We start from the raw sequence: 23989 nt of genomic DNA on the forward strand, positions 1-23989 counted from the left end.
GGTTCCACGTGAAACCCCTATGCCTGCTGGGCTGGCGTCAGTTCTTCTCCCAGCGGCCCTGGTTGTTCTGCTCGCAAGCGGGCTGGAGAAAGCGCGCATCACTGGCGATGCCGTAATAGTGGATGTCCTGCCGGTACGGCATGTTCGACACCTGCGCGTTGCGGCAGACACCGAAGGCACCGTCCGGGCACTGATCGACGAACTCGACTTTGACCTCGTGATCCTTCAACTGCGGCTGACAGAAGCCGTTGCGGAACAGCTCTGCGGGGATATTGATGTTCGCCTGGCAAAGCTTCACTGCCACGCGGTCGTCGTGGCTGTCAATGACGCACGCTTCAGCCATCACGTCGGCAGCGACTAGCAGGCCGCACAGGGCTGTCAGCAAGAACGGTAGCCGCACGATTTCACCTCTCCGAGAACCGCCGGTGACTTTAGCATGAGCCACCGGCCCCTTTCAGACCCAGCGCAAAATGCGCAACATGGCCGCCATGCTCGAACATATCCCGACCCATGTCATCGGCGGCCCGCTTGGCGCCGGCAAAACCAGCCTGATCCGCCACCTGCTCGATCAGAAGCCCGCCGACGAACGCTGGGCCGTATTGATCAACGAGTTCGGCCAGATCGGCCTGGACGCCGCGTTGCTTAAGACCGAAGCAGACGGTATCAGTCTGGCGGAGATCCCCGGCGGCTGCCTGTGCTGCGTCAACGGCGTGCCGTTCCAGGTTGGCCTGGCGCGCCTGCTGCGCCAGGCGAAACCAGACCGCTTGCTGATCGAGCCCTCCGGCCTGGGTCACCCGGCGGAACTGCTGCGTCAGCTCGGCCAGTCGCCATGGCAGAGCGTGCTGAGCATCCAGCCGAGCGTGCTCGTGCTGGATGCCGCCGCCCTCAGCCGCGGCGAAGCCCTGCCCGACAGCCAGCGGCAGGCCCTGAACGACGCCGGCCTGCTGTTGCTGAACAAGAGTGAAACGCTGGACGCATCCGGTCGAACACGACTGACTGAGCAACTGCCCAAGCAAACGCTTTACTGGACCACGCAAGGCCAGTTGCCCCTGGAACGGCTTCCCGGTATCGACGCTCGCGCCAGTGAATCAGCACGCGCGACCACCCTGCCCTGCGGGTCGGCGACGCTGGCGCAGGTTTGGCTCGATCCGCGCCAGCCGATCTGCCAGGTTCAGGTGACAGCGGAGTACTGGAGCATCGGCTGGCGCTGGCACCCGAGCCAGCGTTTCGATCTCGACCAGCTCTCGCAATGGCTGGCGCGCTGGCCCTGGCGTCGCACCAAACTGGTGGTCCACGGCCGCAGCGGCTGGCAGTCAGCCAATGCACTGGATGGTCAGGTGCTGGTCTTCAGGAGCAGCGAGTGGCGGCGGGATTCGAGGATAGAGCTGATCTTCAGCGAACCGCAGTCGCAGGCGGAATTGCAACAGGGCATGACGGCGTGTCGTATCGACGACTGACCCGTCAATCGCGGGGGCGGCGCCAGTCGTCCAGCTGGATCACCCGCCCCGGCTCGTCGGCGGGCTGGAACGGGTGTGCCGCCAGCTCGATACGGCCGACCTGGGCACCGAACATGACGATGGTACCGGGGTGCCGCTGCTCACCGGTGACCGTGAACTCGAACCCGTAGATGCGGGCAAGCCGGCGCTGGCCGCGTGCATCCGGCAACAGGGTCAGCTTGCGAAACGCCACATTACCGTCGAGCAGTTCCACATCGAGCTTCTGACAATGTCGCCGCACTGCCTGCAGGGCACGCTCGCGAATGCCATGGGAATGCCAGAGCCAGGCGGCCGCGGCTGCCAGCAACATGAACAGGAAGAGATTGCTAAGAGTCAGCATGAAGTAAGGCAAAGTGACCGGCGGGTACACAGCTTAGCAGGCCGCCACGGCGGGGCCGTGTGGACAGCGTCGTACATCCGTTTCAGCTTTCCAGCCAGACGTCGCGCGCCCAGTGCCAGACCGTCTCCCAGGTTTCTTCGGTGAGCTCACAGTCGTCGCCGTCCCACAGGGTGACTTCACCTTCCAGGTCGACCACATAGTAGTCACGCCCGTCCTGGCAGATCGGAATCAGATCGCGCGGCACGCCGGCATCCCAGGCATTGGCGGCGACTTCCGGCAGATAGGTGTGCGACTGCGGATCGGTAGCGGTGACCGGCTCCAGGCGCCCGTAGATCACATCGCTGACCTGGAGCAGGAACTCGCGCAGGCCGAACGGGAGATTGATCAAAAGCTGCTCCTCGATCTCCACCAAGAGATCGTCGTCCGGCAGTTCCAGCGGTACCGGCACCGGCTCGTTGAGCTCGCGCAGCTGTTCGATGACTTCTTCCACACCCACCTCCTGTCGTATGCCCCCAGGCAAGGCCCCGTTTATACAGTCCGCCGGATTGGCGAGCCAGTTCTGTCGCGTTAAAGTGCATGGCTTAGCGAAACGCTCGGTTAATACATTCACGGCGACTTGCCCGATTCAATACGCACAATTGCAGAAATTAGGTAGCAATTTGCATTGGTGCCTGCCAAACACATCTGGTCCGCTCGGACCTGAACAAGGACACGCAATGACTACTACCGAAGCCCAGGAGTTGCTCCAGGCCATCGATCGATGCGCCGACGAACCAATCCATATCCCCGGTAGCATCCAGCCCCATGGTTTCCTGCTGGTGGTCAGCGAGCCCGAGCTGCGTGTGCAGCAGGCCAGTGAAAACGTTCAGCGCTGGCTCGGGATAGACGCCCGCTCGCTGGTCGGCCAGCCTCTGTCGAACCTGCTACCCACCGCACGCATCGAAGCCGGTCTCACGGCACTGAGCGAAGACGACCACAACCCCTTCCACCTGAGCGATGTAAGCATCGGTCTCACCGGTGTCGCCGGCCAGGCGTTCGCCCTGCTCGGCCATCGCCATCGCGGCCAGCTGATCCTCGAATTCGAACGCGCGGAAACCTCCGGCCAGGCCTATGACACCCTCTACCCGCTGATGCGCACCTTCGTCGCCCAACTGCAGGACAGCCGCGAGCTGGAAGCGCTCTGCCAACTGGCGGTTCGGGAGGTCAAGCGCATCACCGGCTTCGGCCGCGTCAAGGCCTATCGCTTCGACGCCGAAGACAATGGCGTAGTGCTGGCAGAGGTCGCCGACCCCGGCTATCCAAGCTATCTCGGGCTGTGCTTTCCGGCTGCCGACATCCCCCAGCAGGCGCGCCGGCTGTATCGCGAAAACCTGATCCGGGTGATTCAGGACGCCAACTATCAACCCTCGCCCCTGGTGCCGGCGCTCAACCCGATCTCCGGGGCACCGCTCGATCTGAGCTTCGCCGCACTGCGCAGCGTCTCCCCGGTGCATCTGCAGTACATGCGCAACATGGGCACGCTGGCGTCGATGTCGATCTCCATCGTCATTCGCGACCGCCTCTGGGGGCTGATCTCCTGCCATGATGCCGAACCGCGTGCGGTCAGCTACCAGACCCGCACCGCCTGCGAGCTGCTTGGACGCATCCTTTCGCTGCAAATCGAGGCGCGGGAAAGCGAGATCGTCGCTCAGCGCAAGCTGGAACTGCGCCACCAGATCGTCCACCTGCTCGCGGCGATGGCCGATCGCGACAGCGTGGTCGAGGGTTTCCGCCACCTCCCCGAGGTGGTGCTGGGGTTCGCCGGTGCCGATGGCGCGGCGATCATTTCCGCCGACAAGTGCGAAACCGTCGGCGACACACCGGACCATGAACAGATCCTGCAGCTGGCGCGGTGGCTGGGCGAACGGCGCGACGAACTGGTCTTCCACAGTGACTGCATCAGCCGCGACATTCCCAACATGCCGGCGCTCGCCGAGCACTGTGCCGGGGTCATGGCCATCTCCATCTCGCGCCTGCACGCGCACTATCTGATCTGGTTTCGCCACGAGCAGATCAAGACCGTCAACTGGGCCGGTCAGCCGGAAAAACAGATCGACCGTCAGAGTGGCGCGCTCACTCCGCGGCACAGCTTCGAACAATGGCAGGAAACCCTGCGCGGCTATGCGCAGCCCTGGGATCAGGTGGTGATCGAGGGCGCGCTGGAACTGCGCAATGCGGTGCTCGGTATCGTCTTGCGCAAAGCCGAGGAGATGGCCCAGCTGGCCGGCGAGTTGCGCGCCAGCAACAAGGAGCTGGAGGCCTTCTCCTACAGCGTTTCCCACGACCTGCGCGCTCCGCTGCGGCATATCGCCGGCTACACCGAGCTGCTCAGCGAGATGGAGAGCAAGCAACTGAGCGAACGTGGGATGCGCTTTCTCGACAACATCGCCGACGCCGCGCGCTTCGCCGGCACGCTGGTGGATAACCTGCTGAGCTTCTCGCAGATGGGCCGTTCGGCATTGCGCCTGTCGGATGTCGACCTCGGTGCATTGGTCGCCTCGATTCGCGAGGAGCTGGCGCCTGACTGCGAAGGACGCCAGATCGAATGGCACCTGCTGCCGATGCCGATCGTAGTCGCCGATGCCGCCTTCATTCACATGGTGCTGCGCAACCTGATCGACAACGCGGTCAAGTACAGCCGCACCCGGGAGGTGGCCGTCATCGAGGTGGGTGCCGAACAGCGCGCCGGCGAAGTGGTCGTCTATGTGCGCGACAACGGCGTCGGCTTCGACATGCAGTACTCGAGCAAGCTGTTCGGCGTGTTCCAGCGCTTGCACCGCATGGAGGAGTTCGAAGGTATCGGCATCGGCCTGGCGAGCGTGCGCCGCATCATCGAGCGCCACGACGGCCAGGTCTGGGCCGAAGGCCAGCTGGACAAGGGCGCCACGTTCTACTTCTCACTCCCAAAACTGTCCTATACATCGTCCCTCCTGGACCGAGACATCTGATGCTGAAACCGATACTGCTGGTCGAAGACAACCCCCACGACCTGGAACTCACCCTGATCGCGCTGGAGCGCAGCCAGCTGGCCAATGAGGTGGTGATCATGCGTGACGGCGCCGAGGCGCTGAACTACCTGCAGCGCACCGGCGCCTACGCCGATCGCGCCGATGGCAATCCTGCAGTGCTGCTGCTGGACCTGAAGCTGCCCAAGGTCGACGGGCTGGAAGTGCTCAAGACCGTCCGCGAGACCGCCGAGCTGCGCAGCATTCCGGTGGTCATGCTGACCTCTTCGCGGGAAGAACCCGACCTGATGAAAGCCTACGAGCTCGGGGTGAACGCTTACGTCGTCAAACCGGTCGAATTCAAAGATTTTGTCGCCGCAATCTCCGACCTCGGCATCTTCTGGGCCGTGCTCAACGAGCCGCCACCCGGTTCGCTGCGTCTCAAGCGCGCGCGCAACAAAGACGAAAAGAACTGAACGAGCTTTGCCGGCCCGTGCCTGGCGGGCCGTTTCGATGATTCCTGCTTCCTCGACAGGTTGGATATGCCAGCGTCAAAGAACATCAGCGTCCTGTTCATCGAGGACAGCCCGCACGACGCCGAACTTGCCCAGCTGGCGCTGGAACGCAGCGGCTACGACCTGCGCACCGAGCTGGTATATGACCGGGCCGGTGTGGTCGAAGCCCTGCAACGGCGCGAATTCGACCTGATCCTGGCTGACTTCATCTTGCCCGGTTTCTCCGGTAGCCAGGCGCTGCAGGAAGCGCGTCGGCTCGCGCCGCAGACCCCCTTCATCTTTCTGTCCGGTGTGTTCGGCGAAGAGCATGCGGTCAACATGATGCGCTCCGGCGCGGTCGACTACGTGCTCAAGCAGAACCTCGGCTTCCTGCCCAAGGCGGTGGAACGCGCGATGGGCGAGGTCAACGAGCGCCGGCGCCGGTTGCAGGCCGAACAGGCGCTGCGCGAGGTCGAGGTACGCGCGCGCCTGGCTATCGATGCGGCACGCCTGGGCATGTGGGACTACGAACCGCAGAGCGGCACGCTCATCTGGGACGAGCGCTGCCGCGCGATGATGGGAATCGCTGCCGAGACGCCGGTCGACATGCCGCTGTTCGAGCGGCTCTGCCATCCGGACGACCGCGAACGCATGCGCGAGCAGGTTGCCCGCGCCATTTCCGGTAGCGACGCCGGCCAATTCAGCACCACCTATCGCGTGCTGTTCGAGGACGGGCGCATGCGCTGGATGGAAACCCGCGGCCAGGCGTTTTTCGACGGCGAGCGCTGTACGCGCTTCGTTGGCGTGCTTATGGACATCACCGAGCAGCAGCTGGCGACCCAGACGCTGCGGCAGATGAACGAAACCCTCGGTGAGCGCGTTCAGGAACGCACCCGAGAGCGCGATCGCACCTGGGAGCTGTCGCGCGATCTGCTCGCCGTGACCCATACGGACATGATGCCGGTCGCGCTGAATCCGATGTGGGAACAGGCCTTCGACTGGCCGCTGGAGCAGCTGATGGAGCATCCGCTGACCCGCCTGGTACACCCGGACGACCTGCAGGCGACGCTGGAAGAGACCGCGCGAGTGGGCCGTGGCAAGGTCACCACCCGCTTCGTCAATCGCATGCGCCACCGCGACGGCAGCTACCGCTGGCTGTCCTGGTCGGCCGTGGCCGATGGCGGCCGGATCTACTCGGCAGCACGCGACATCACCAGCGAAATCGCCGCGGTCGACAAACTAGCCGATGCCAACCGCGAGCTGCGCGCGCAGATCCAGGAGCGCGAACGTGTCGAGGCCACACTGCAGCAGATGCAGCGCCTGGAAGCCGTCGGCCAGCTGACCGCCGGCGTCGCCCACGACTTCAACAACCTGTTGACCGTGATCCTCACCAGCGCCAGCTTCCTGCAAAACGACCTGCAGAACGGCGCGCCGCTGGAGCGCAGCCTGCGTCGCCTGCAGTACATCCGCGAGTCGGGCGAGCGCGGCGCCACCCTGACCAGCCAGTTGCTGGCCTTCGCCCGGCGCCAGCAGCTGGCACCCACCGCCATCGACCTCAACGACACCCTGGTCAACCTGCTCAGCCTGCTCAAGAGCACCCTGGGTGGCAGCGTCAGCATCGAGACGGACACCCAGGCGGACATCTGGCACGCCCTGGTGGACCCGACCCAGATCGAGATGATCATCCTCAATCTGGCAATCAACGCCCGCGACGCAATGGCTGATAGCGGCCGGCTGACGCTGGGTACACGCAACGTGGTGATCGACCAGCCGGCACAGCGCGCCGAAGACCCGAGCCCCGGTGAGTATGTGATGCTGTCGGTCGCCGACACCGGGTCCGGCATGAGCGAAGCCGTGCTGAGCAAGGCGTTCGAGCCGTTTTTCACCACCAAGGAAGTCGGCAAGGGCTCGGGGCTCGGCCTGGCCCAGGTGTTCGGCTTCGCCAAACAGTCCGGTGGTGGTGCGCGCATCGAAAGCCGCGAAGGCGTCGGCACGACCGTGAAGGTGTTCCTACCGCGTACTTCGGCGCCACGCCAACCGGAGCCGGCCAGCGCGGCGAGCAGTGGCTCCGCCGAGAGCAACAGTCAGCATTGCATCCTGCTGGTGGACGACGACCACAGCGTGCGCGAAGTGACCGCCCAGATGCTCGAGGATCTGGGCTTTACGGTGATCGCCGCGGATAGCGGCGATGACGCGCTGCAGTTGCTCACCCAGGGCGCGGAGGTCGACCTGCTGCTGGCCGACTTCGCCATGCCGGGTATGAACGGCGGCGAGCTGGCGCGTGCGGTGCGAGTACGTCACCCGGAGCTGCCGGTAGTGTTTGTAACCGGTTATGCCGAGCTGTGCGAACTGGGCCTGGAAGGCTACTCGATCATCCAGAAGCCGTTTCGCGAGGAACAGCTGGCGAACAAGATTCATCTGGCACTTAGTGAGGGCAGTCTGGCGGATGGCTGAACTGCGTTTGCGCCTGCGTGAGGCAACGGCACCGCTGCACGAGCGGGTCGATGCCGCCTACTCGGAGTTCGATCTCGGGCGGCCTGAGGACTACCGTCGCTTCCTGCGTGCCCATGCGCGGGCGCTGCGCGCGGTGGAGACAGCCCTGGAGCAGGCCGGCATCGCCACCCTGCTGATGGACTGGCCCGCGCGGGCAAGACGGCATGCCCTGCTCGATGACCTGGCCGATCTGGACTGCCAGGCGCCCGTCGCGCTGCCCGCTCCCGAGCTGAGCGAGATCGCCAGCTGCTGGGGCGCCGCCTATGTTCTGGAAGGCTCCCGCCTGGGCGGGCAGGTACTTGCACGGCGGGTTCGTCAGGCCGATCCGACCGCACCCGTTCGCTACCTCGAACACGGCGACGTCGCCCGGCTCTGGCCGACATTTCTCAGCCGCCTCGAGCAGCAGGCCTCGGCGTCTTCATGGGCGCCGATGCTGGCTGCAGCCGAAGCCACCTTCGGCCTATTCGCCAGTGCCGCCGCGCTGGAAGCCGAGGGCGCCTACGGCTGAAAGAGAAAGGCCCCCGTGGGGCCTTGCCTTGTTCGGCTGAAAACCGGTCAGGCGACCCTGAAGCGACCGACCAGCTGCTGCTGTTGCTCGGCCAGGCGCGCCAGCTCCAGGCTGGTCATGGCGGTCTGTTCGGCTCCGGCGCTGACCTGGATGGCGACGTCGTTGATCTCCACGACGTTGCGGTTGATGTCCTCGGCAACAGCGCTCTGTTCCTCCGCCGCGGTAGCGATCTGGATGTTGCGGTCACTGATCGCGGCGACCCCTGCGGCGATCTCCTCGAGCAGCTCGCCGGTGCGGCCAATGTTGCTGGAGCCCGCCTGTGCCTTGCTCAGGGTGTCCTGCATGGAGCGCGCCGCGCGGTCAGCGCCGGTCTGCAGGTTGCCGATCATTGTCTGGATGCTGCCGGTCGACTCCTGGGTCTTCTGCGCCAGCATGCGCACTTCCGTCGCCACCACGGCGAAGCCGCGCCCGTGATCACCGGCGCGTGCCGCTTCGATGGCGGCATTGAGCGCCAGCAGGTTGGTCTGGTCGGCGATGCCACGGATCACGTCCAATACCGAGGAGATCGAATCGCTTTCCTGCTTCAGGTTCTCGATGATCTGCGCGGTCTGGTCGGCCTGATCCGACAGCTGACGGATCAGGTCGATGGTGTCCTGCACTTCGGCGCGGCCCTGTGCAGCGTTCGTGTTCAGCCGCTGGGACAGTTCGGCGGCATCGCTGGTGCTGCGCGCCACATCGCGCACCGTCGCGCTCATCTCGTTGATCGCGGTCACCACCAGCTCGGTTCCCTGCCGCTGGCGATCGATGCTGGCGCTGGTCTGCACCGTCACCGCCGACGACTCTTCCGCGGCCGTCGCGACCTGTGCCGTGGCGCTGCCTATCTCCCTGACGATCTGCTGCAGCTCACCGGCCATGACATTGAGGTTACTCGCGATCTCGCCGAATTCGTCGCGCCCCTGGTAGTCGGCCTTGGCGGTGAGGTCTCGTGCGGAAAGCGCCAGCAGGGCGTGATTGACCTCATGTACCGCCGTCTTGATGTTGCGGATGATCAGCAACGACAACACCGTGACTGCAACAAGGGCGACGATCACCGCTGTCAGAGTCATCCACAGGGCGCTGCGTGCTTCATCGCGCGAGGCGGCTGCGAGCTCGCCCACATGCTCGGCCAGCTGGCGTTCCACCTCGCCCATCAGATCGATCCGGCTGGTGGCCGTCTCGAACCAGGTTTCGCTGTCCACACCGAGGCTCTGGCCGATCGGTACGTCGAAGGCCAGACGCTGCAGTCGGGCGACTTCCTGTGCACTGCCCTGCTGCATCTGCTGGTCGAGCAGGCCGACGAGACGCTCAGCTGCCGTACGCCGAAAGCCGTCCAGGTAGGCGGTGAACTCGCCGAGGTTGCGGCTGAATGAAGCCAGCAACGTGGCATCGAACCGGTCCTGGCCGAACACTACACCGAGCATGGCGCGCTCACGGCCGGCGCGTTCTTTCATCTCGATGAACTGGTTGAGCCCGCTCAGCGCCCGCGCCAGCTCGGCATCCTCGACGCGCGCTTCAAGCGCGTGGGTGAAACCGATCAGTGATTTGATGATGCCGGTGAAGCGCGCGCCGGACTCCACGTTGCTGATCGCGAAACTGTCGATCTGCGCTCGGGTGCCGCGCAGTTCGTTCAGCGCGAGCAAGGCGCTGGCCAGCTGGGCGTCGTCTTTCAGCGCCAGTGTTGCAACGGCGTTGGAGGCTTCGTCCGTCGCCTGACGCAGGCCCGGCAGCCGCCGGCTCATGAGCCGTCCCTGGCTGCCGAGGAACACACCGCTTGCGCCACGCTCACGCTGCAGGGTGGTGATCAGCTGACTCACCTGCTGCGCCGCAGAGCTGGCCTCGACGGTGTACTCCATCTGCCGCAACGTCTTGTAGCTTTCATTGACGTACAGCGTTCCGAGCCAGAGAAACCCCAACAGGGGCGCGAGTACGATCAGAATCAGTTTCCGGCTCAAGGAGATGTTTTTCAGCATGTGGCACCTCGGGGCCCCAGCTGACCTGACTGGGGCTTGGGTAGTGCAAGGCATCTTCTGCTCGAATTCGAAGGCCAGTAGCGAACGAATCGGGTAGTCACAGAGGTTATGAATTTGGCCTCTGTATCGGGTGCTGAAAGGGTCTCGTGAGGGCGGCGAGCGGCTAGCCGACGAACGGGCTACGACGACGCTCAGCCCCTGCTTGCACAGGCTTGCCGAAGGCGGAAATCACCTGGCAACGCGCTATTGCGATCTGCCGGCTGAGCGACGCAGCGCAGCCATGCGTTCACACATCCATGGAGTTGCGCCTGGCAATGCTCACCCGGACGTGGACTGTGACAGCAGGAAGGGATGTTCGCGATCATCCGCGAACGGCTGGCGCGCTCGCCGAGAAATCGCTGAGGAGACCTGCTGCCAGGAGCCAGGCCGGCCAATGGCGGCGGCGACCACGGCGTCGTCATCAATACCGACGACGACGCCGAGAACCCTGCGAGGTCGGTATTACTCCACCGTTACCGACTTGGCCAGATTGCGCGGCTGGTCGACGTCGGTGCCGCGCAGCACGGCGACGTAGTACGACAGCAGCTGCAACGGCAGGGTGTAGAGGATCGGCGCCAGCGCATCGTGGATGTGCGGCATGTTCACCAGGAAGATGCCCTCGCCATTGTCGAAACCCGCCTCGCGATCGGCAAAGACGATCAGCTCGCCGCCACGGGCGCGCACTTCCTGCAGGTTCGACTTGAGCTTCTCCAGCAACTCGTTGTTCGGCGCCACGGTGACCACCGGCATGTCGGCATCCACCAGCGCCAGCGGGCCGTGCTTGAGTTCACCAGCCGGATAGGCCTCGGCGTGGATGTAGGAGATCTCCTTGAGCTTGAGCGCGCCTTCCATCGCCACCGGGTACTGCGCGCCGCGACCGAGGAACAGCGTGTGGTGCTTCTCGGCGAAATGCTCGGCGATCTTCTCCACCGTGGCATCCATGGCCAGCGCCTCGCCCAGGCGGGTCGGCAGCCGCCGCAGTTCGTCGACCAGCTCCGCTTCGCGGGCCGCGCTCAAGGTGCCGCGGACGTGGCCCAGGGCGAGTGTCAGCAGCATCAGCCCGACCAGCTGGGTGGTGAACGCCTTGGTCGAGGCGACGCCGATTTCCGGCCCGGCCTGGGTCAGCAGGGTCAGGTCCGACTCGCGTACCAGTGAGCTGATGCCGACGTTGCAGATGGCCAGGCTGGCGAGATAGCCGCCCTCGCCGCTGGCCAGCTGCTTGGCGTTGCGCAGCGCCGCCAGGGTGTCGGCCGTCTCGCCGGACTGTGAAATGGTGACGAACAGGGTGTCCGGCTGCACCACCACCTTGCGGTAACGGAACTCGCTGGCGACTTCGACCTGGCAGGGAATGCCGGCCAGTTCTTCCAGCCAGTAACGCGCCACCATGCCGGCGTGATAGCTGGTGCCGCAGGCGACGATCTGCACGTTGCGGACCTTGGCGAACAGCTCGCCGGCCTGCGGACCGAAGGCCTCGACCAGCACCTGACGATCGCCCAGACGGCCTTCCAGGGTGCGCTGCACGACCTTGGGCTGCTCGTGAATCTCCTTGAGCATGAAGTGGCGGTATTCGCCCTTGTCCGCCGCCTCGGCGCCTTCGTGATACTGCACGGCCTCGCGCTTCACCGGCTGGCCATCGACATCCCAAACCTGCACGGCGTCACGGCGAATCTCGGCGATATCGCCCTCTTCCAGATACATGAAGCGGTCGGTGACCTGCCGCAGTGCCAGCTGGTCGGAGGCGAGGAAGTTTTCGCCCAGGCCCAGACCGATCACCAGCGGGCTGCCGCTGCGTGCGGCGAGCAGGCGATCCGGCTGTTTGGCGCTGATCACTGCCAGACCATAGGCGCCATGCAGTTCCTTGACCGCTGCCTTCAGTGCAGCCGTGAGGTCGCCGAGCGAATCGAGCTTGTGATGTAGCAGATGGACGATGACTTCGGTGTCGGTATCCGAGACGAATACGTAACCCATCTCCTTGAGCCGAGCGCGCAACGCCTCGTGGTTCTCGATGATGCCGTTATGCACCACCGCCAGATCATCACCGGAAAAATGCGGATGGGCATTGCGCTCGCAGGGCGCGCCATGGGTGGCCCAGCGGGTGTGAGCGATGCCCAGGCGGCCGGCCAGCTGCGTCTGCTGCTGAGCCTGCTCCAGTTCGGCAACCTTGCCGTTGCGGCGCAGGCGCTCGAGTGTGCCGTTCTCGTCCAGCACGGCAACGCCGGCACTGTCATAGCCACGGTATTCCAGGCGCTTGAGGCCTTCGAGAAGGATCGCGGTGATGTTGCGTTCGGCGACGGCGCCAACGATGCCACACATACTCAGGTCTCCAAATGGGGTTCGATGGCCACGCAGATCAGCTTCACGCCGCGGGCCAGGATGCTGGTGCGCGCCTCGTCGCTGAGGCGCTCATCGGTGATCAGGGTGTGCACGCTGCTCCAGGGCAGCTCGAGATTGGGGATGCGCCGGCCGATCTTGTCGGCCTCGGCAAGCACGATGACCTCGCGTGCGGCATCGGCCATCACCCGCGACAGCCCAAGCAGCTCGTTGAAGGTGGTGGTACCGCGCTCCAGGTCGATGCCGTCGGCGCCGATGAACAGCTGGTCGAAGTCATAGGACCGCAGCACCTGTTCGGCCACCTGGCCCTGGAAGGACTCCGAGTGCGGGTCCCAGGTGCCGCCGGTCATCAGCAGCACCGGCTCGTGCTCCAGCTCGCGCAGGGCATTGACCACGTTCAGCGAATTGGTCATCACCACCAGCCCGTGCTTGTAGCCGAGCTGAGGGATCATCGCCGCGGTGGTGGTGCCGCTGTCGATGATGATCCGCGCGTGCTCGCGAATGCAGCCGACAGCCGCGCGGGCGATCGCCTGCTTGTAGGGCGAGACGGGCTGTGCAGTGTCGCCGATCAGCTCCTGCGGCAGCGAGACCGCACCGCCGTAGCGGCGCAGCAGCAGGCCATTCTTTTCCAGGGCGGCGAGGTCCTTGCGGATGGTGACTTCAGACGTCTCGAAGCGCCGCGACAGCTCATCGACGCTGACCTCGCCGCGCTCGTTGAGCAGCGCCAGGATGACGTGACGACGTTGTGGTGTATTGCGCTTCGACATTTATATGTTTCGATTCGAAAGTTAACGGCGCGAATCAAAACATATGCCCGAGGCGATCGCAAGCCCTGCCCGGCAGCCGGAAGTCGGCACACGCCATCCAGCCAACGCCCTTTTTCCTCAGGATTTGTTTTTCACCGGTCGCTGCCAGCCATCGATATTGCGCTGACGTCCGCGACCGAGTGCCAAGGTATGCGCCGGAACGTCCGCAGTGATGGTCGACCCGGCGCCGGTAGTGGCGCCGTCGCCCAGATTCAGCGGCGCCACCAGCGAGCTGTTGGAGCCGATGAACACGTCCTCGCCCATCACCGTCTTGAACTTGTTGGCGCCGTCGTAGTTGCAGGTGATTGTCCCGGCGCCGATGTTGGTCCGCGCGCCGATCTCGGCGTCGCCCAGGTAGCTCAGATGACCGGCCTTGGCGCCGTCGCCGAGGCTCGCATTCTTCATCTCGACGAAGTTGCCCACATGCGCCTTGGCACCGAGTGTGCTGCCGGGACGCAGCCGGGCGAACGGTCCGCAGTCGGCGCCCTCGCCCACCACCGCACCGTCCAGATGGGAATTGGCCTTGACGATAGCGCCGCGGCGCAGGGTGCTGTCCTTGATCACGCAGTTCGGGCCGATCTGTACATCATCCTCGATGACCACCTCGCCCTCGAGCACCACGTTGACGTCGATGAGCACGTCCCGGCCGACACTCACTTCGCCGCGCAGATCGAAACGCGACGGGTCGCGCAGCGTGACGCCCTGGGCCATCAGCCGGCGCGCAGCACGCAGCTGGTAGTGGCGCTCCAGTTCGGCGAGCTGGATGCGGTCATTGGCGCCCTGCACCTCCATGGCGTCCTGTGGCTGTTCGGTGGCCACCCGCAGCCCATCGGCCACGGCCATGGCGATCACGTCGGTGAGGTAGTACTCGCCCTGAGCGTTGCTGTTGGACAGGCGGCCAAGCCATTCGCCGATGCGGCTGCCCGGTACGGCGAGAATCCCGGTGTTGCCCTCGCGGATCGCCTTCTGCTCGGCGCTGGCATCCTTGTGCTCGACAATGGCCTGCACTTCGCCGTTCGCGTCACGGACGATCCGGCCGTAGCCAGTCGGGTCATCCAGGGTCACCGTCAGCAGCGCCAGCTGCTCGGGTCCGACCTTTTGCAGCAAACGCTGAAGGGTCTCGGCCTCGATCAGCGGCACATCGCCGTAGAGGATCAGAACGCGCTCGGCCGACAGATTCGGTAACGCCTGGGCCACCGCATGCCCGGTACCCAGCTGCTCGGCTTGAACCACGTAGTTAAGGTCGTCCCCGACCAGCCGCTGGCGCACCTGCTCGGCACCGTGGCCGATCACCACCTGAATACTGCGCGGCTGCAGCGCGCGCGCCGTGCTTACGACGTGACCGAGCATGGATTGGCCGGCGACTGGATGCAGCACCTTGGGCAGTGCCGAACGCATGCGGGTGCCCTGACCGGCGGCGAGAATGACGATATCGAGGGACATGAAGCGATTCCTGAACGGGTTCGGCCCGACAGCTCACCTGTAGGTAGTCAGGGTGCAGCTGGTATCAGCGCCGACAAATGGCAGACAAAGAAAAAGGGTAGCCAAGGCTACCCTTTTACTCGTGCGCGATGAAGTTGCGAGTCGATCAGTGACGACCGTACTTCTTGCGCATTGCCTCGATGGTCCGCAGCTGGGCTGCAGCCTCGGCCAGGCGAGCGGCCGCGGAGCCATAATCGAACTCAGCGCCCTTCTCGTGCAGGGCCTTCTCGGCAGCCTTGACGGCGGCCTGCGCGGCAGCTTCGTCGATGTCCTTGGCGCGGGTAGCGGTATCGGCGAGAACCTTCACCATGTTCGGCTGGACTTCGATGAAGCCGCCGGAGATGTAGAAGATTTCCTCGTCCCCACCCTGCTTGATCACTCGAACCGGACCCGGCTTGAGATCGGTCAGCAGCGGCGCGTGACCCGGCAGAACGCCGATGTCACCCAGGTTGCCGTGGGCGACGACCATTTCCACCAGCCCCGAGAACAGCTCTTCTTCCGCACTGACGATGTCGCAATGCACTGTCATAGCCATGTTCATGCCTCGGTAATCAGCCTGACCCGCAGCTGCGGGTCAGGCTGGTTGGCGCCCGCAAGCGGGCGCGCCAGTTACAGTTTCTTGGCTTTCTCGATGGCTTCGTCGATGCTGCCGACCATGTAGAACGCCTGTTCCGGCAAATGGTCGTAGTCGCCATTGAGGATGCCGGAGAAACCACGGATGGTTTCCTTCAGCGGCACGTACTTGCCTGGCGAGCCAGTGAAGACTTCGGCCACGAAGAACGGCTGGGACAGGAAGCGCTGGATCTTACGAGCACGGGATACCAGCTGCTTGTCGGTCTCGGACAGTTCGTCCATACCGAGGATCGCGATGATGTCCTTCAGCTCCTTGTAGCGCTGCAGCACGTACTGAACGCCGCGAGCGGTGTCGTAGTGCTCCTGGCCAATGACCAGCGGATCCAGCTGACGCGAAGTCGAGTCGAGCGGATCGACCGCCGGGTAGATACCCAGGGAGGCGATGTCACGCGACAGTACGACGGTAGCGTCGAGGTGGGCGAAGGTGGTCGCCGGGCTCGGGTCGGTCAGGTCGTCCGCAGGTACGTATACGGCCTGTACGGAGGTAATCGAACCGTTCTTGGTGGAGGTGATGCGCTCCTGCAGAACGCCCATCTCTTCGGCCAGGGTCGGCTGATAACCTACCGCCGAAGGCATACGACCCAGCAGGGCGGACACTTCGGTACCGGCAAGGGTGTAACGGTAGATGTTGTCGACGAACAACAGTACGTCACGGCCTTCGTCACGGAACTTCTCGGCCATGGTCAGACCGGTCAGAGCAACGCGCAGACGGTTTCCCGGCGGCTCGTTCATCTGGCCGTACACCAGGGCTACCTTGTCCAGAACGTTGGAGTCCTTCATCTCGTGATAGAAGTCGTTACCTTCACGAGTACGCTCACCCACACCGGCGAACACGGAGTAACCGCTGTGCTCCATCGCGATGTTACGGATCAGCTCCATCATGTTTACGGTCTTGCCGACACCGGCACCACCGAACAGACCGACCTTACCGCCCTTGGCGAACGGGCAAACCAGGTCGATAACCTTGATGCCGGTTTCCAGCAGCTCGTTGCCACCAGCCTGCTCGGAATAGGACGGCGCAGCGCGGTGAATGGTCCAGCGCTCTTCTTCGCCGATCGGGCCGGCTTCGTCGATGGGGTTACCCAGGACGTCCATGATGCGACCCAGGGTCTGCTTGCCGACCGGTACGGAGATACCGGTGCCGGTGTTGACGACGTCCAGGCCGCGCTTGAGGCCTTCGGTCGAACCCATGGCGATGGTACGGACAATGCCGTCACCCAGCTGCTGCTGGACTTCCAGGGTGGTCTCGGCGCCCTGAACTTTCAGTGCGTCATAGACGTTCGGTACCAGATCGCGCGGAAATTCCACGTCGATAACGGCGCCGATGATTTGAACGATACGTCCGCTACTCATGTTTGGTTCCTCTGAATATTTGAACCGTTCTTAAACCGCGGCAGCGCCGCCGACGATTTCCGAAATTTCCTGAGTGATCGCAGCCTGACGGGCCTTGTTGTAGACCAGTTGCAGGTCGCTGATCAGCTCACCGGCGTTGTCGGTTGCGTTCTTCATGGCAATCATCCGCGCGGCCTGTTCGGCTGCGCCGTTCTCAACCACCGCCTGATAGGCCTGGGACTCGATGAAACGAACCAGCAGGGCATCCAGCAGCTGCTGGGCGTCCGGCTCGTAGAGGTAGTCCCACTGACCTTTCTTGACCGGCTCGGCGTTCTCGTCTGCGGCCAGGGGCAGCAGCTGATCGACCGTGGGCTTCTGGGTCATGGTGTTGATGAACTTGTTGGATACCAGGTACAAGCGATCGATACGGCCTTCGTGGAAGCCGTCCAGCATGACCTTGACACTGCCGATCAGATCGTTGATCGATGGCTCTTCGCCGAGGTTGCCGATCGCCGCGACGACGTTGCCGCCGAAGCTGCGGAAGAAGCTCGCGCCCTTGTTGCCGATCACGCAGAGGTCGACTTCGACCTTCTGATCGTGCCACTCCTTCATGTTCTTGATCAGGACCTTGAACAGGTTGATGTTCAGGCCACCGCACAGACCACGATCAGTAGACACGACGATATAGCCGACACGCTTGACCGGACGCTCCACCATGAACGGGTGACGGTATTCCGGGTTGGCGTAGGCCAGATGGCCGATTACCTGCCGGATCCGCTCCGCATAAGGGCGGCTGGCAGCCATGCGCATCTGTGCCTTGCGCATCTTGCTGACCGCCACCTTTTCCATGGCGCTGGTGATCTTCTGCGTGCTTTTGATGCTCGCAATCTTGCTGCGAATCTCTTTTGCGCCTGCCATTTGACACCTATCGGGTTAGCAGGCGGGAGCCTCGCGGCTCCCGCTGCGGCTTACCAGCTTTGCGTGGCCTTGAACTTCTCGATACCAGCCTTCAGGCCAGCGTCGATTTCGTCATTGAAGTCGCCCTTCACGTTGATCTTCGCCATCAGGTCGGCGAACTCGCGGTTGAAGAAGGCGATCAGGGCCTGCTCGAAGGCGCCAACCTTGGCCACTTCCACGTCCGCCAGATAGCCACGCTCGGCGGCATACAGGGACAGGGACATGTCGGCGATGGACATCGGCGCGTACTGCTTCTGCTTCATCAGCTCGGTAACGCGCTGACCATGCTCCAGCTGCTTGCGGGTCGCTTCGTCGAGGTCGGAAGCGAACTGGGCGAATGCCGCCAGTTCACGGTACTGAGCCAGTGCGGTACGGATACCACCGGACAGCTTCTTGACGATCTTGGTCTGCGCCGCACCACCCACGCGGGATACCGAAATACCGGCGTTGACGGCCGGACGGATGCCTGCGTTGAACATGGCCGATTCCAGGAAGATCTGACCGTCGGTGATGGAGATCACGTTGGTCGGAACGAACGCGGAAACGTCGCCAGCCTGGGTTTCAATGATCGGCAGAGCGGTCAGGGAACCGGTCTTGCCAGTCACGGCGCCGTTGGTGAACTTCTCGACGTACTCTTCGGAAACGCGGGAAGCGCGCTCCAGCAGACGGCTGTGGAGATAGAACACGTCGCCCGGGTAGGCTTCACGTCCCGGCGGACGGCGCAGCAGCAGGGAAATCTGGCGGTAGGCCACGGCCTGCTTGGACAGATCGTCATAGACGATCAGCGCGTCTTCACCGCGGTCGCGGAAGTATTCGCCCATGGTGCAGCCGGCATACGGAGCCAGGTACTGCAGCGCAGCGGACTCGGAAGCCGAAGCAGCCACCACGATGGTGTTCTGCAGGGCACCGTGCTCTTCCAGCTTGCGCACCACGTTGGCGATGGTCGACTGCTTCTGACCGATGGCAACGTAGACGCAGCGGATGCCACTGTTCTTCTGGTTGATGATGGCGTCGATGGCCAGGGCGGTCTTGCCGATCTGACGGTCACCGATGATCAGCTCACGCTGGCCACGGCCTACCGGGATCATGGCGTCGACCGACTTGTAACCGGTCTGTACCGGCTGGTCGACCGACTTACGCCAGATCACGCCCGGTGCGACTTTCTCGACCGCATCAGTCGCCTGAGCGTTGATCGGGCCTTTGCCGTCGATCGGGTTACCCAGCGCGTCGACCACGCGACCCAGCAGTTCCGGACCAACCGGAACTTCGAGGATGCGGCCGGTGCACTTGGCGCTCATGCCTTCGGTCAGGCCCAGGTAGTTACCCAGAACCACGGCACCTACGGAGTCCTGCTCCAGGTTCAGTGCCATGCCGAAGATGCCGCCAGGGAACTCGATCATTTCGCCGTACATGACGTCGGCCAGACCGTAGATGCGTACGATACCGTCAGAAACGCTGACGACGGTGCCCTCGTTACGGGCTTGAGCAGCGACATTCGATTTCTCGATGCGCTGCTTGATGATTTCACTAATCTCGGAAGGATTCAGTTGCTGCATGCCATGACCCTCAAATCAGGATTTCAACGATTCGGCCAACTGGCTCAGTTTGCCGCGGACCGAACCGTCGACAACCACATCACCGGCGCGAATCAACACGCCGCCGATCAGCGCAGGATTCACGACCTGCTGGAGGTTGACGGTGCGATCTAGCCGCTTCGACAGGGCGGCAGCCAAAGTTTGGAGTTGCGCGTTGCTGAGCTCAAAGGCGGTTTCAACTTCTGCCTCGAGCGTTTTCTCGGCTTGCGCCTTGATGTCCTCGTACAGCTCCCACACGGTCGGCAGGACCGACAGGCGATCGTTTTCGCCAAGGGTCTGAACGTAGTTGCGGAACGCCTCGTCGGCATCGTCACCAAGTACACGTACCAGCGCCTGGACCTTGCTTTCGCTGGTCAGACGAGGGTCGTTCAGCAACGCTGCGACTTCTGGGACTTCAACAGCGACGGCAGCCAGGTTGAGCATTTTTGACCAGGAATCGGTCTGTCCTGCGGCGCTGGCAAACTCGAAAGCGGCTTTCGCGTAAGGCCGAGCAAGCGTCTGGGTATTGATCATCGCTTGCCTCGCTTAGAGTTGGGAGGCCAGTTTTTCGACCAGCTCGTTGTGTACCTTGGCGTCCACCTGGGACTCCAGGATCTTCTCTGCACCGGCGACGGCAAGAGCCGCTACCTGGCTGCGCAGTTGGTCCCTGGCACGGTTCACTTCCTGTTCGATCTCGGCGCGGGCGCCGGCGACCAGTCGCTCGCCTTCGGCACGTGCCTGCTGCTTGGCTTCCTCGATGATCGCATTGGCGTGCTTGTTCGCCTGCTCGATGATCTGGGCAGCCTGCTCCTTGGTCTCGCGGAGAGTGTTGGACACCTTGTCCTGAGCCAGTTTCAGGTCCTGCTGCGCACGGCCTGCCGCATCCAGTCCTTCGGCGATCTTCTTCTGGCGCGCTGCCATGGCTGCCGTGATTGGCGGCCATACGAGCTTCATGCAGAACCAGACGAAGATAGCGAAGGCGAGCGTTTGACCGAACAGCGTCAAGTTAATGTTCACAGCGATTTACCTCGTGCTATCTCGTTCAACGCGGGAGTCATTCCACGGCGACGGGGTCCGCCCGGCGAACCCCATCTCAAACCGGAAAGTGATTAACCGGCGACAACGAAGATGAGGTACATCGCGATACCAACGCCGATCATCGGTACGGCGTCGAGCAGGCCGGCCATCAGGAAGGTCTTGGTTTGCAGCTGAGGAGCCAGCTCCGGCTGACGAGCAGTGGATTCCAGCAGCTTGCCACCCAGCAGGGCGAAGCCAATACCGGTGCCCAGGGCACCCAGACCGATCATGATGGAGGCGGCGATGTAGACGAGTTCCATGTAAAGCTCCTGAAGCTAAGGGGGTTAAGGTTTTCTTGGGTAAAGCAAAACGGTTGTAACGGTTCAGCTGTTACGGCGTGAGCTCGGCGTGCCCATGATCTTCATGAGCAGAACTCAGGTACACCACGGTCAGAACCATGAAGATGAACGCCTGAAGCGGGATCACCAGGATGTGGAAGATCGCCCAGGGTACATTCAGGGTCCACTGCACGTAGAACGGCAGCAGCGCGATAAGGATGAACACCACCTCACCGGCATACATGTTGCCGAACAGACGCAGCGCGAGGCTGAGCGGCTTGGTCAGCAAACCGAGGATTTCCAGGAACAGGTTGAACGGAATCAGCGACCAGTGGTTGAACGGGGTGAAAGCCAGTTCCTTGCTGAAACCACCGATACCCTTGACCTTGACGCTGTAGAACAGGATGAGGATGAACACGCCGAGCGACAGACCGAAGGTGCCGTTGGGATCGGCGGTCGGCACGATCTTGAAGGCCGGCAGACCGAGCAGCCCAGCGATGCCAGGAATGTAGTCGACCGGGATCCACTTCAGGCTGTTCATCAGGAACACCCAGACAAAGATGGTCAGCGCCAGCGGAGCAATGAGTGGGTTGCGGCCATGGAAGGTGTCCTTGACCACGCCTTCGACGAACTCGACGCACATCTCGACGAAGTTTTGCAGCTTGCCCGGTACGCCGGCGGTGGCAGACTTGGCGGCGCTGCGGAACAGCAGGATGAAGATGGCGCCCATCAGCAGCGACCAGCCAAGGGTATCCAGGTGAAAGGCCATGAAGCCCATGTCACGAGCTTCCAGACCCGTCTGAGCGATGGTCCAGGTGGCCTGATCGAGAACGGAGCCATCAGCACGCTCGTAACCTGCCGGCAGCTTGCCGTAGGTGAGGTTTTGCAGGTGGTGCTGGATATATTCAGCGGGGGTACTCGCCATAAACGCCTCAATGCTCAATGCTTCGGATTGTTTTTCATCAGCAGGAGCGCGCTTGCTCCGACACCCAGAACCAGCAGATAGCCGGCAAACAAGGCAATCGGGTCCAGCGGCTTCACTCCCACGAACACCAACGCAAACAGCGCTGCTGCCAGAATCTGTTTACCCATCTCGCCAGACCAGAAGGACTGGATGATTGCCCGAGTCGAACGTGCGCCAAAGTACCGAAAGGCCTTGTACGCGAAATACACGTTCGCCAACAGCGCAATCAGACCGCCACACAGCGCGGAGTAGCCGGCGACCATACCAAATACCAGGCCACATGACACAGCGGTCGCAACCACGACCATCGCCTGCATCAGCAATACGCGAAAAGCCGGAAGACGATGGAAGGGTGTTCTGTTGCGTATGTTCACCGGATTTCCATCGCTGCAGCGGGCCGCGTAAATAATTGTCCGCAGTCAAAAAAGCGCGGCGAGTATAGGAGCAGGCCAGCCGGGGTTCAACTCTCCGGTAGTATTTTCCGACCGGCACTACATGGATTTTGTATCAACGAATGTGCGCCAGAACGCCCTGCAGTTCGTCCAGTGAACTGTAGCGGATCACCAGTTGGCCCCTGCCCTTCTGCCCATGCTTGATCTGCACCGGCGAGCCCAGCCGTTCGGCAAGGCGCTGTTCCAGGCGGCTGATGTCCGGATCGCTCTTGACCTCGGCCTTCGGCTTTTCCTTATCGCTCAGCCACTGACGTACCAGGGCCTCGGTCTGGCGGACCGTCAGGCCACGTGCGACAACATGCCGCGCGCCCTCGACCTGTTGGTCACCCGGCAAACCCAGCAAGGCGCGCGCATGGCCCATCTCCAGATCACCATGGGCAAGTAGCGTCTTGATCTCGTCCGGCAGGGCGATCAGTCGCAGCAGATTACTGACGGAGACACGCGACTTGCCGACCGCATCGGCGACCTGCTGCTGGGTCAGCTGGAACTCCTGCTGCAAACGCTGCAGCGCCACCGCCTCTTCGATCGGGTTGAGATCTTCGCGCTGAATGTTCTCGATCAGCGCCATGGCGATCGCCGCTTCGTCCGGGACCTCACGAACCAGCGCTGGCACCTTCTCCAACCCGGCCTGCTGGCTGGCCCGCCAGCGCCGCTCGCCGGCGATGATTTCGTAGCGACCACCACTCAGCGGTCGCACCACGATCGGCTGCATCACGCCGTGGTTCTTGATCGACTGTGCCAGCTCTTCCAGTGCCTGCGGGTCCATGTCACGTCGCGGCTGGTACTTGCCGCGCTGGATCAGCTCCAGCGACAGGTGCTGGAGTTCGCGGGTATCGACCTTGGCAGCCTCTTCCTGCATGGCCGAAACACTGGCGCCGCCGAGCAGGGCATCGAGTCCGCGGCCTAGGCCTCTTTTCTTGGTCGCCATGAGTAGTCCTTATGCGAGGGCGCCACGCGCCGACTGGCGCTGGCGTCGCGACAGTTCTCCGGCCAGGGCCAGGTAGGCCAGTGCGCCCTTGGATTGCTTGTCGTAGACCAGCGCCGGCATACCGTGGCTGGGTGCCTCGGCGAGCCTGACGTTGCGCGGGATGACGGTGTCGTAGAGCTTGTCGCCAAAATGCGCCTTGAGCTGCTCGGAGACATCGTTGGTCAGGCTGCTGCGCGGGTCGTACATGGTGCGCAGCAGACCTTCGATCTTCAGACTCGGATTGAGTGCCTGACCGATGCGCTGGATCGAGTTGACCAGGTCGGTGAGCCCTTCGAGCGCGTAGTACTCGCACTGCATTGGGATGATCACTCCGTCCGATGCAGCCAGAGCATTGATGGTCAGCATCGACAGCGACGGGGGGCAGTCGATGAGGATGTAGTCGTAGTTTTCGCGGACCGGCGCCAGCGCTTCGCGCAGGCGCTTTTCCTTGGCCGGCAGATTCAAAAGGGCCACCTCGGCCGCGGTCAGGTCGCGGTTGGCCGGCAGCAACTGGTAGCCACCGTGCTCGGAGAACTGCATGGCATCAACCAGGCTGCATTCGCCGATCAGCACATCGTAGATCGAGTATTCCAGGCCGAGCTTGTCCACACCGCTGCCGGTGGTGGCGTTGCCCTGCGGATCGAGATCGATCAGCAGCACGCGCCTGCGCGTCGCAACCAGCGAAGCGGCCAGGTTGATACAGGTGGTGGTCTTGGCGACACCGCCTTTCTGGTTGGCAATGGCGAAGACTTTAGCCATGGTCAGTGTCTGTC

23 protein-coding genes are annotated in these 23989 nt (G+C 63.2%); 5 read left to right on the forward strand and 18 right to left on the reverse strand.

Translation table 11 applies throughout. The features are described 5' to 3' along the window. Nucleotides 1-37 precede the first annotated feature (37 nt). Nucleotides 38-400 (reverse strand): NADH:ubiquinone oxidoreductase, encoded by a 363-nt coding sequence (locus tag OUY36_RS21825; RefSeq protein WP_110778638.1) that lies wholly within the window; start codon nt 398-400, stop codon nt 38-40. Between the two features lie 70 nt (nt 401-470). On the opposite strand from OUY36_RS21825, the gene OUY36_RS21830 reads away from it, so the two are divergent. Next, nucleotides 471-1457 (forward strand): CobW family GTP-binding protein, encoded by a 987-nt coding sequence (locus OUY36_RS21830; RefSeq protein WP_267936048.1) that lies wholly within the window; start codon nt 471-473, stop codon nt 1455-1457. Nucleotides 1458-1461: 4 nt separating this feature from the next. Here the strand turns inward: OUY36_RS21830 and OUY36_RS21835 are convergent, their stop codons facing one another. Together OUY36_RS21835 and OUY36_RS21840 are read right to left on the reverse strand one after the other, a co-directional pair. Continuing rightward, nucleotides 1462-1836, reverse strand: coding sequence for a DUF3301 domain-containing protein (locus tag OUY36_RS21835; RefSeq protein ID WP_102839668.1), 375 nt, complete (start codon nt 1834-1836; stop codon nt 1462-1464). 82 nt (nt 1837-1918) lie between these two features. Beyond that, nucleotides 1919-2326 carry an SMI1/KNR4 family protein gene (locus OUY36_RS21840; protein ID WP_063540238.1) on the reverse strand — a complete coding sequence of 136 codons (408 nt, stop codon included), beginning with the start codon at nt 2324-2326 and terminating at the stop codon, nt 1919-1921. Nucleotides 2327-2552: 226 nt separating this feature from the next. Here OUY36_RS21840 and OUY36_RS21845 point away from each other — a divergent pair, with 226 nt between their 5' ends. The 4 genes from OUY36_RS21845 (at nt 2553) to OUY36_RS21860 (ending at nt 8315) form a co-directional block, all read left to right on the forward strand. Then, nucleotides 2553-4823, forward strand: a complete 2271-nt coding sequence (locus OUY36_RS21845) for an ATP-binding protein (RefSeq protein ID WP_267936049.1) — start codon at nt 2553-2555, stop codon at nt 4821-4823. Beyond that, on the forward strand, nt 4823-5296 hold the full coding sequence (locus OUY36_RS21850; RefSeq protein WP_023446463.1) for a response regulator: 474 nt from the start codon (nt 4823-4825) through the stop codon (nt 5294-5296). The genes OUY36_RS21845 and OUY36_RS21850 overlap by 1 nt, the downstream gene beginning before the upstream one ends. A 66-nt stretch (nt 5297-5362) precedes the next feature. Then, nucleotides 5363-7768 carry a response regulator gene (locus OUY36_RS21855; RefSeq protein WP_267936050.1) on the forward strand — a complete coding sequence of 802 codons (2406 nt, stop codon included), beginning with the start codon at nt 5363-5365 and terminating at the stop codon, nt 7766-7768. After that, entirely contained in the window at nt 7761-8315 is a 555-nt protein-coding gene (locus OUY36_RS21860) for a biliverdin-producing heme oxygenase (RefSeq protein WP_125867538.1), read from the forward strand. The genes OUY36_RS21855 and OUY36_RS21860 overlap by 8 nt, the downstream gene beginning before the upstream one ends. A 47-nt stretch (nt 8316-8362) precedes the next feature. On the opposite strand, the gene OUY36_RS21865 is transcribed toward OUY36_RS21860, so the two are convergent. The 15 genes from OUY36_RS21865 to OUY36_RS21935 form a co-directional block, all read right to left on the reverse strand. After that, a complete protein-coding gene (locus tag OUY36_RS21865) occupies nt 8363-10324 on the reverse strand; it encodes a methyl-accepting chemotaxis protein (RefSeq protein WP_267936051.1) in 1962 nt (653 codons plus the stop codon). Nucleotides 10325-10825: 501 nt separating this feature from the next. Continuing rightward, the gene (gene glmS, locus OUY36_RS21870) at nt 10826-12676 is read right to left on the reverse strand and encodes a glutamine--fructose-6-phosphate transaminase (isomerizing) (protein ID WP_125867539.1); all 1851 of its coding nucleotides are present in this window, start codon (nt 12674-12676) and stop codon (nt 10826-10828) included. A gap of 2 nt (nt 12677-12678) precedes the next feature. Next, nucleotides 12679-13461: a DeoR/GlpR family DNA-binding transcription regulator gene (locus OUY36_RS21875; protein ID WP_267936070.1), complete on the reverse strand. Its 783-nt coding sequence runs from the start codon at nt 13459-13461 to the stop codon at nt 12679-12681. 117 nt (nt 13462-13578) lie between these two features. Continuing rightward, the gene (gene glmU, locus OUY36_RS21880; protein WP_267936072.1) at nt 13579-14943 is read right to left on the reverse strand and encodes a bifunctional UDP-N-acetylglucosamine diphosphorylase/glucosamine-1-phosphate N-acetyltransferase GlmU; all 1365 of its coding nucleotides are present in this window, start codon (nt 14941-14943) and stop codon (nt 13579-13581) included. Between the two features lie 145 nt (nt 14944-15088). Further along, nucleotides 15089-15517 carry a F0F1 ATP synthase subunit epsilon gene (locus OUY36_RS21885; RefSeq protein ID WP_003303687.1) on the reverse strand — a complete coding sequence of 143 codons (429 nt, stop codon included), beginning with the start codon at nt 15515-15517 and terminating at the stop codon, nt 15089-15091. A 74-nt stretch (nt 15518-15591) separates the two neighbouring features. Then, nucleotides 15592-16968, reverse strand: a complete 1377-nt coding sequence (gene atpD, locus OUY36_RS21890; RefSeq protein ID WP_003284839.1) for a F0F1 ATP synthase subunit beta — start codon at nt 16966-16968, stop codon at nt 15592-15594. A 30-nt stretch (nt 16969-16998) separates the two neighbouring features. Beyond that, entirely contained in the window at nt 16999-17865 is an 867-nt protein-coding gene (gene atpG, locus OUY36_RS21895) for a F0F1 ATP synthase subunit gamma (RefSeq protein WP_063540246.1), read from the reverse strand. Between the two features lie 50 nt (nt 17866-17915). Continuing rightward, complete coding sequence (gene atpA, locus OUY36_RS21900; protein ID WP_019405952.1) at nt 17916-19460, reverse strand: F0F1 ATP synthase subunit alpha; 1545 nt, start codon at nt 19458-19460, stop codon at nt 17916-17918. 15 nt (nt 19461-19475) lie between these two features. Next, a complete protein-coding gene (locus OUY36_RS21905) occupies nt 19476-20012 on the reverse strand; it encodes a F0F1 ATP synthase subunit delta (RefSeq protein ID WP_011915194.1) in 537 nt (178 codons plus the stop codon). Between the two features lie 12 nt (nt 20013-20024). Beyond that, nucleotides 20025-20495 (reverse strand): F0F1 ATP synthase subunit B, encoded by a 471-nt coding sequence (locus OUY36_RS21910; protein WP_102839105.1) that lies wholly within the window; start codon nt 20493-20495, stop codon nt 20025-20027. 92 nt (nt 20496-20587) lie between these two features. Then, complete coding sequence (gene atpE, locus OUY36_RS21915; RefSeq protein ID WP_003290909.1) at nt 20588-20815, reverse strand: F0F1 ATP synthase subunit C; 228 nt, start codon at nt 20813-20815, stop codon at nt 20588-20590. A gap of 70 nt (nt 20816-20885) precedes the next feature. After that, nucleotides 20886-21758 carry a F0F1 ATP synthase subunit A gene (gene atpB / locus OUY36_RS21920; RefSeq protein WP_063540249.1) on the reverse strand — a complete coding sequence of 291 codons (873 nt, stop codon included), beginning with the start codon at nt 21756-21758 and terminating at the stop codon, nt 20886-20888. 14 nt (nt 21759-21772) lie between these two features. Beyond that, nucleotides 21773-22171, reverse strand: coding sequence for a F0F1 ATP synthase subunit I (locus OUY36_RS21925; protein WP_267936080.1), 399 nt, complete (start codon nt 22169-22171; stop codon nt 21773-21775). 133 nt (nt 22172-22304) lie between these two features. Further along, the gene (locus OUY36_RS21930) at nt 22305-23177 is read right to left on the reverse strand and encodes a ParB/RepB/Spo0J family partition protein (protein WP_156246194.1); all 873 of its coding nucleotides are present in this window, start codon (nt 23175-23177) and stop codon (nt 22305-22307) included. 9 nt (nt 23178-23186) lie between these two features. Then, on the reverse strand, nt 23187-23975 hold the full coding sequence (locus OUY36_RS21935; protein WP_003303699.1) for a ParA family protein: 789 nt from the start codon (nt 23973-23975) through the stop codon (nt 23187-23189). Nucleotides 23976-23989 lie beyond the last annotated feature (14 nt).

Origin of the sequence: Stutzerimonas sp. R40042 (assembly GCF_026642215.1) — a bacterium.
Classification (GTDB): Bacteria; Pseudomonadota; Gammaproteobacteria; order Pseudomonadales; family Pseudomonadaceae; genus Stutzerimonas; species Stutzerimonas frequens.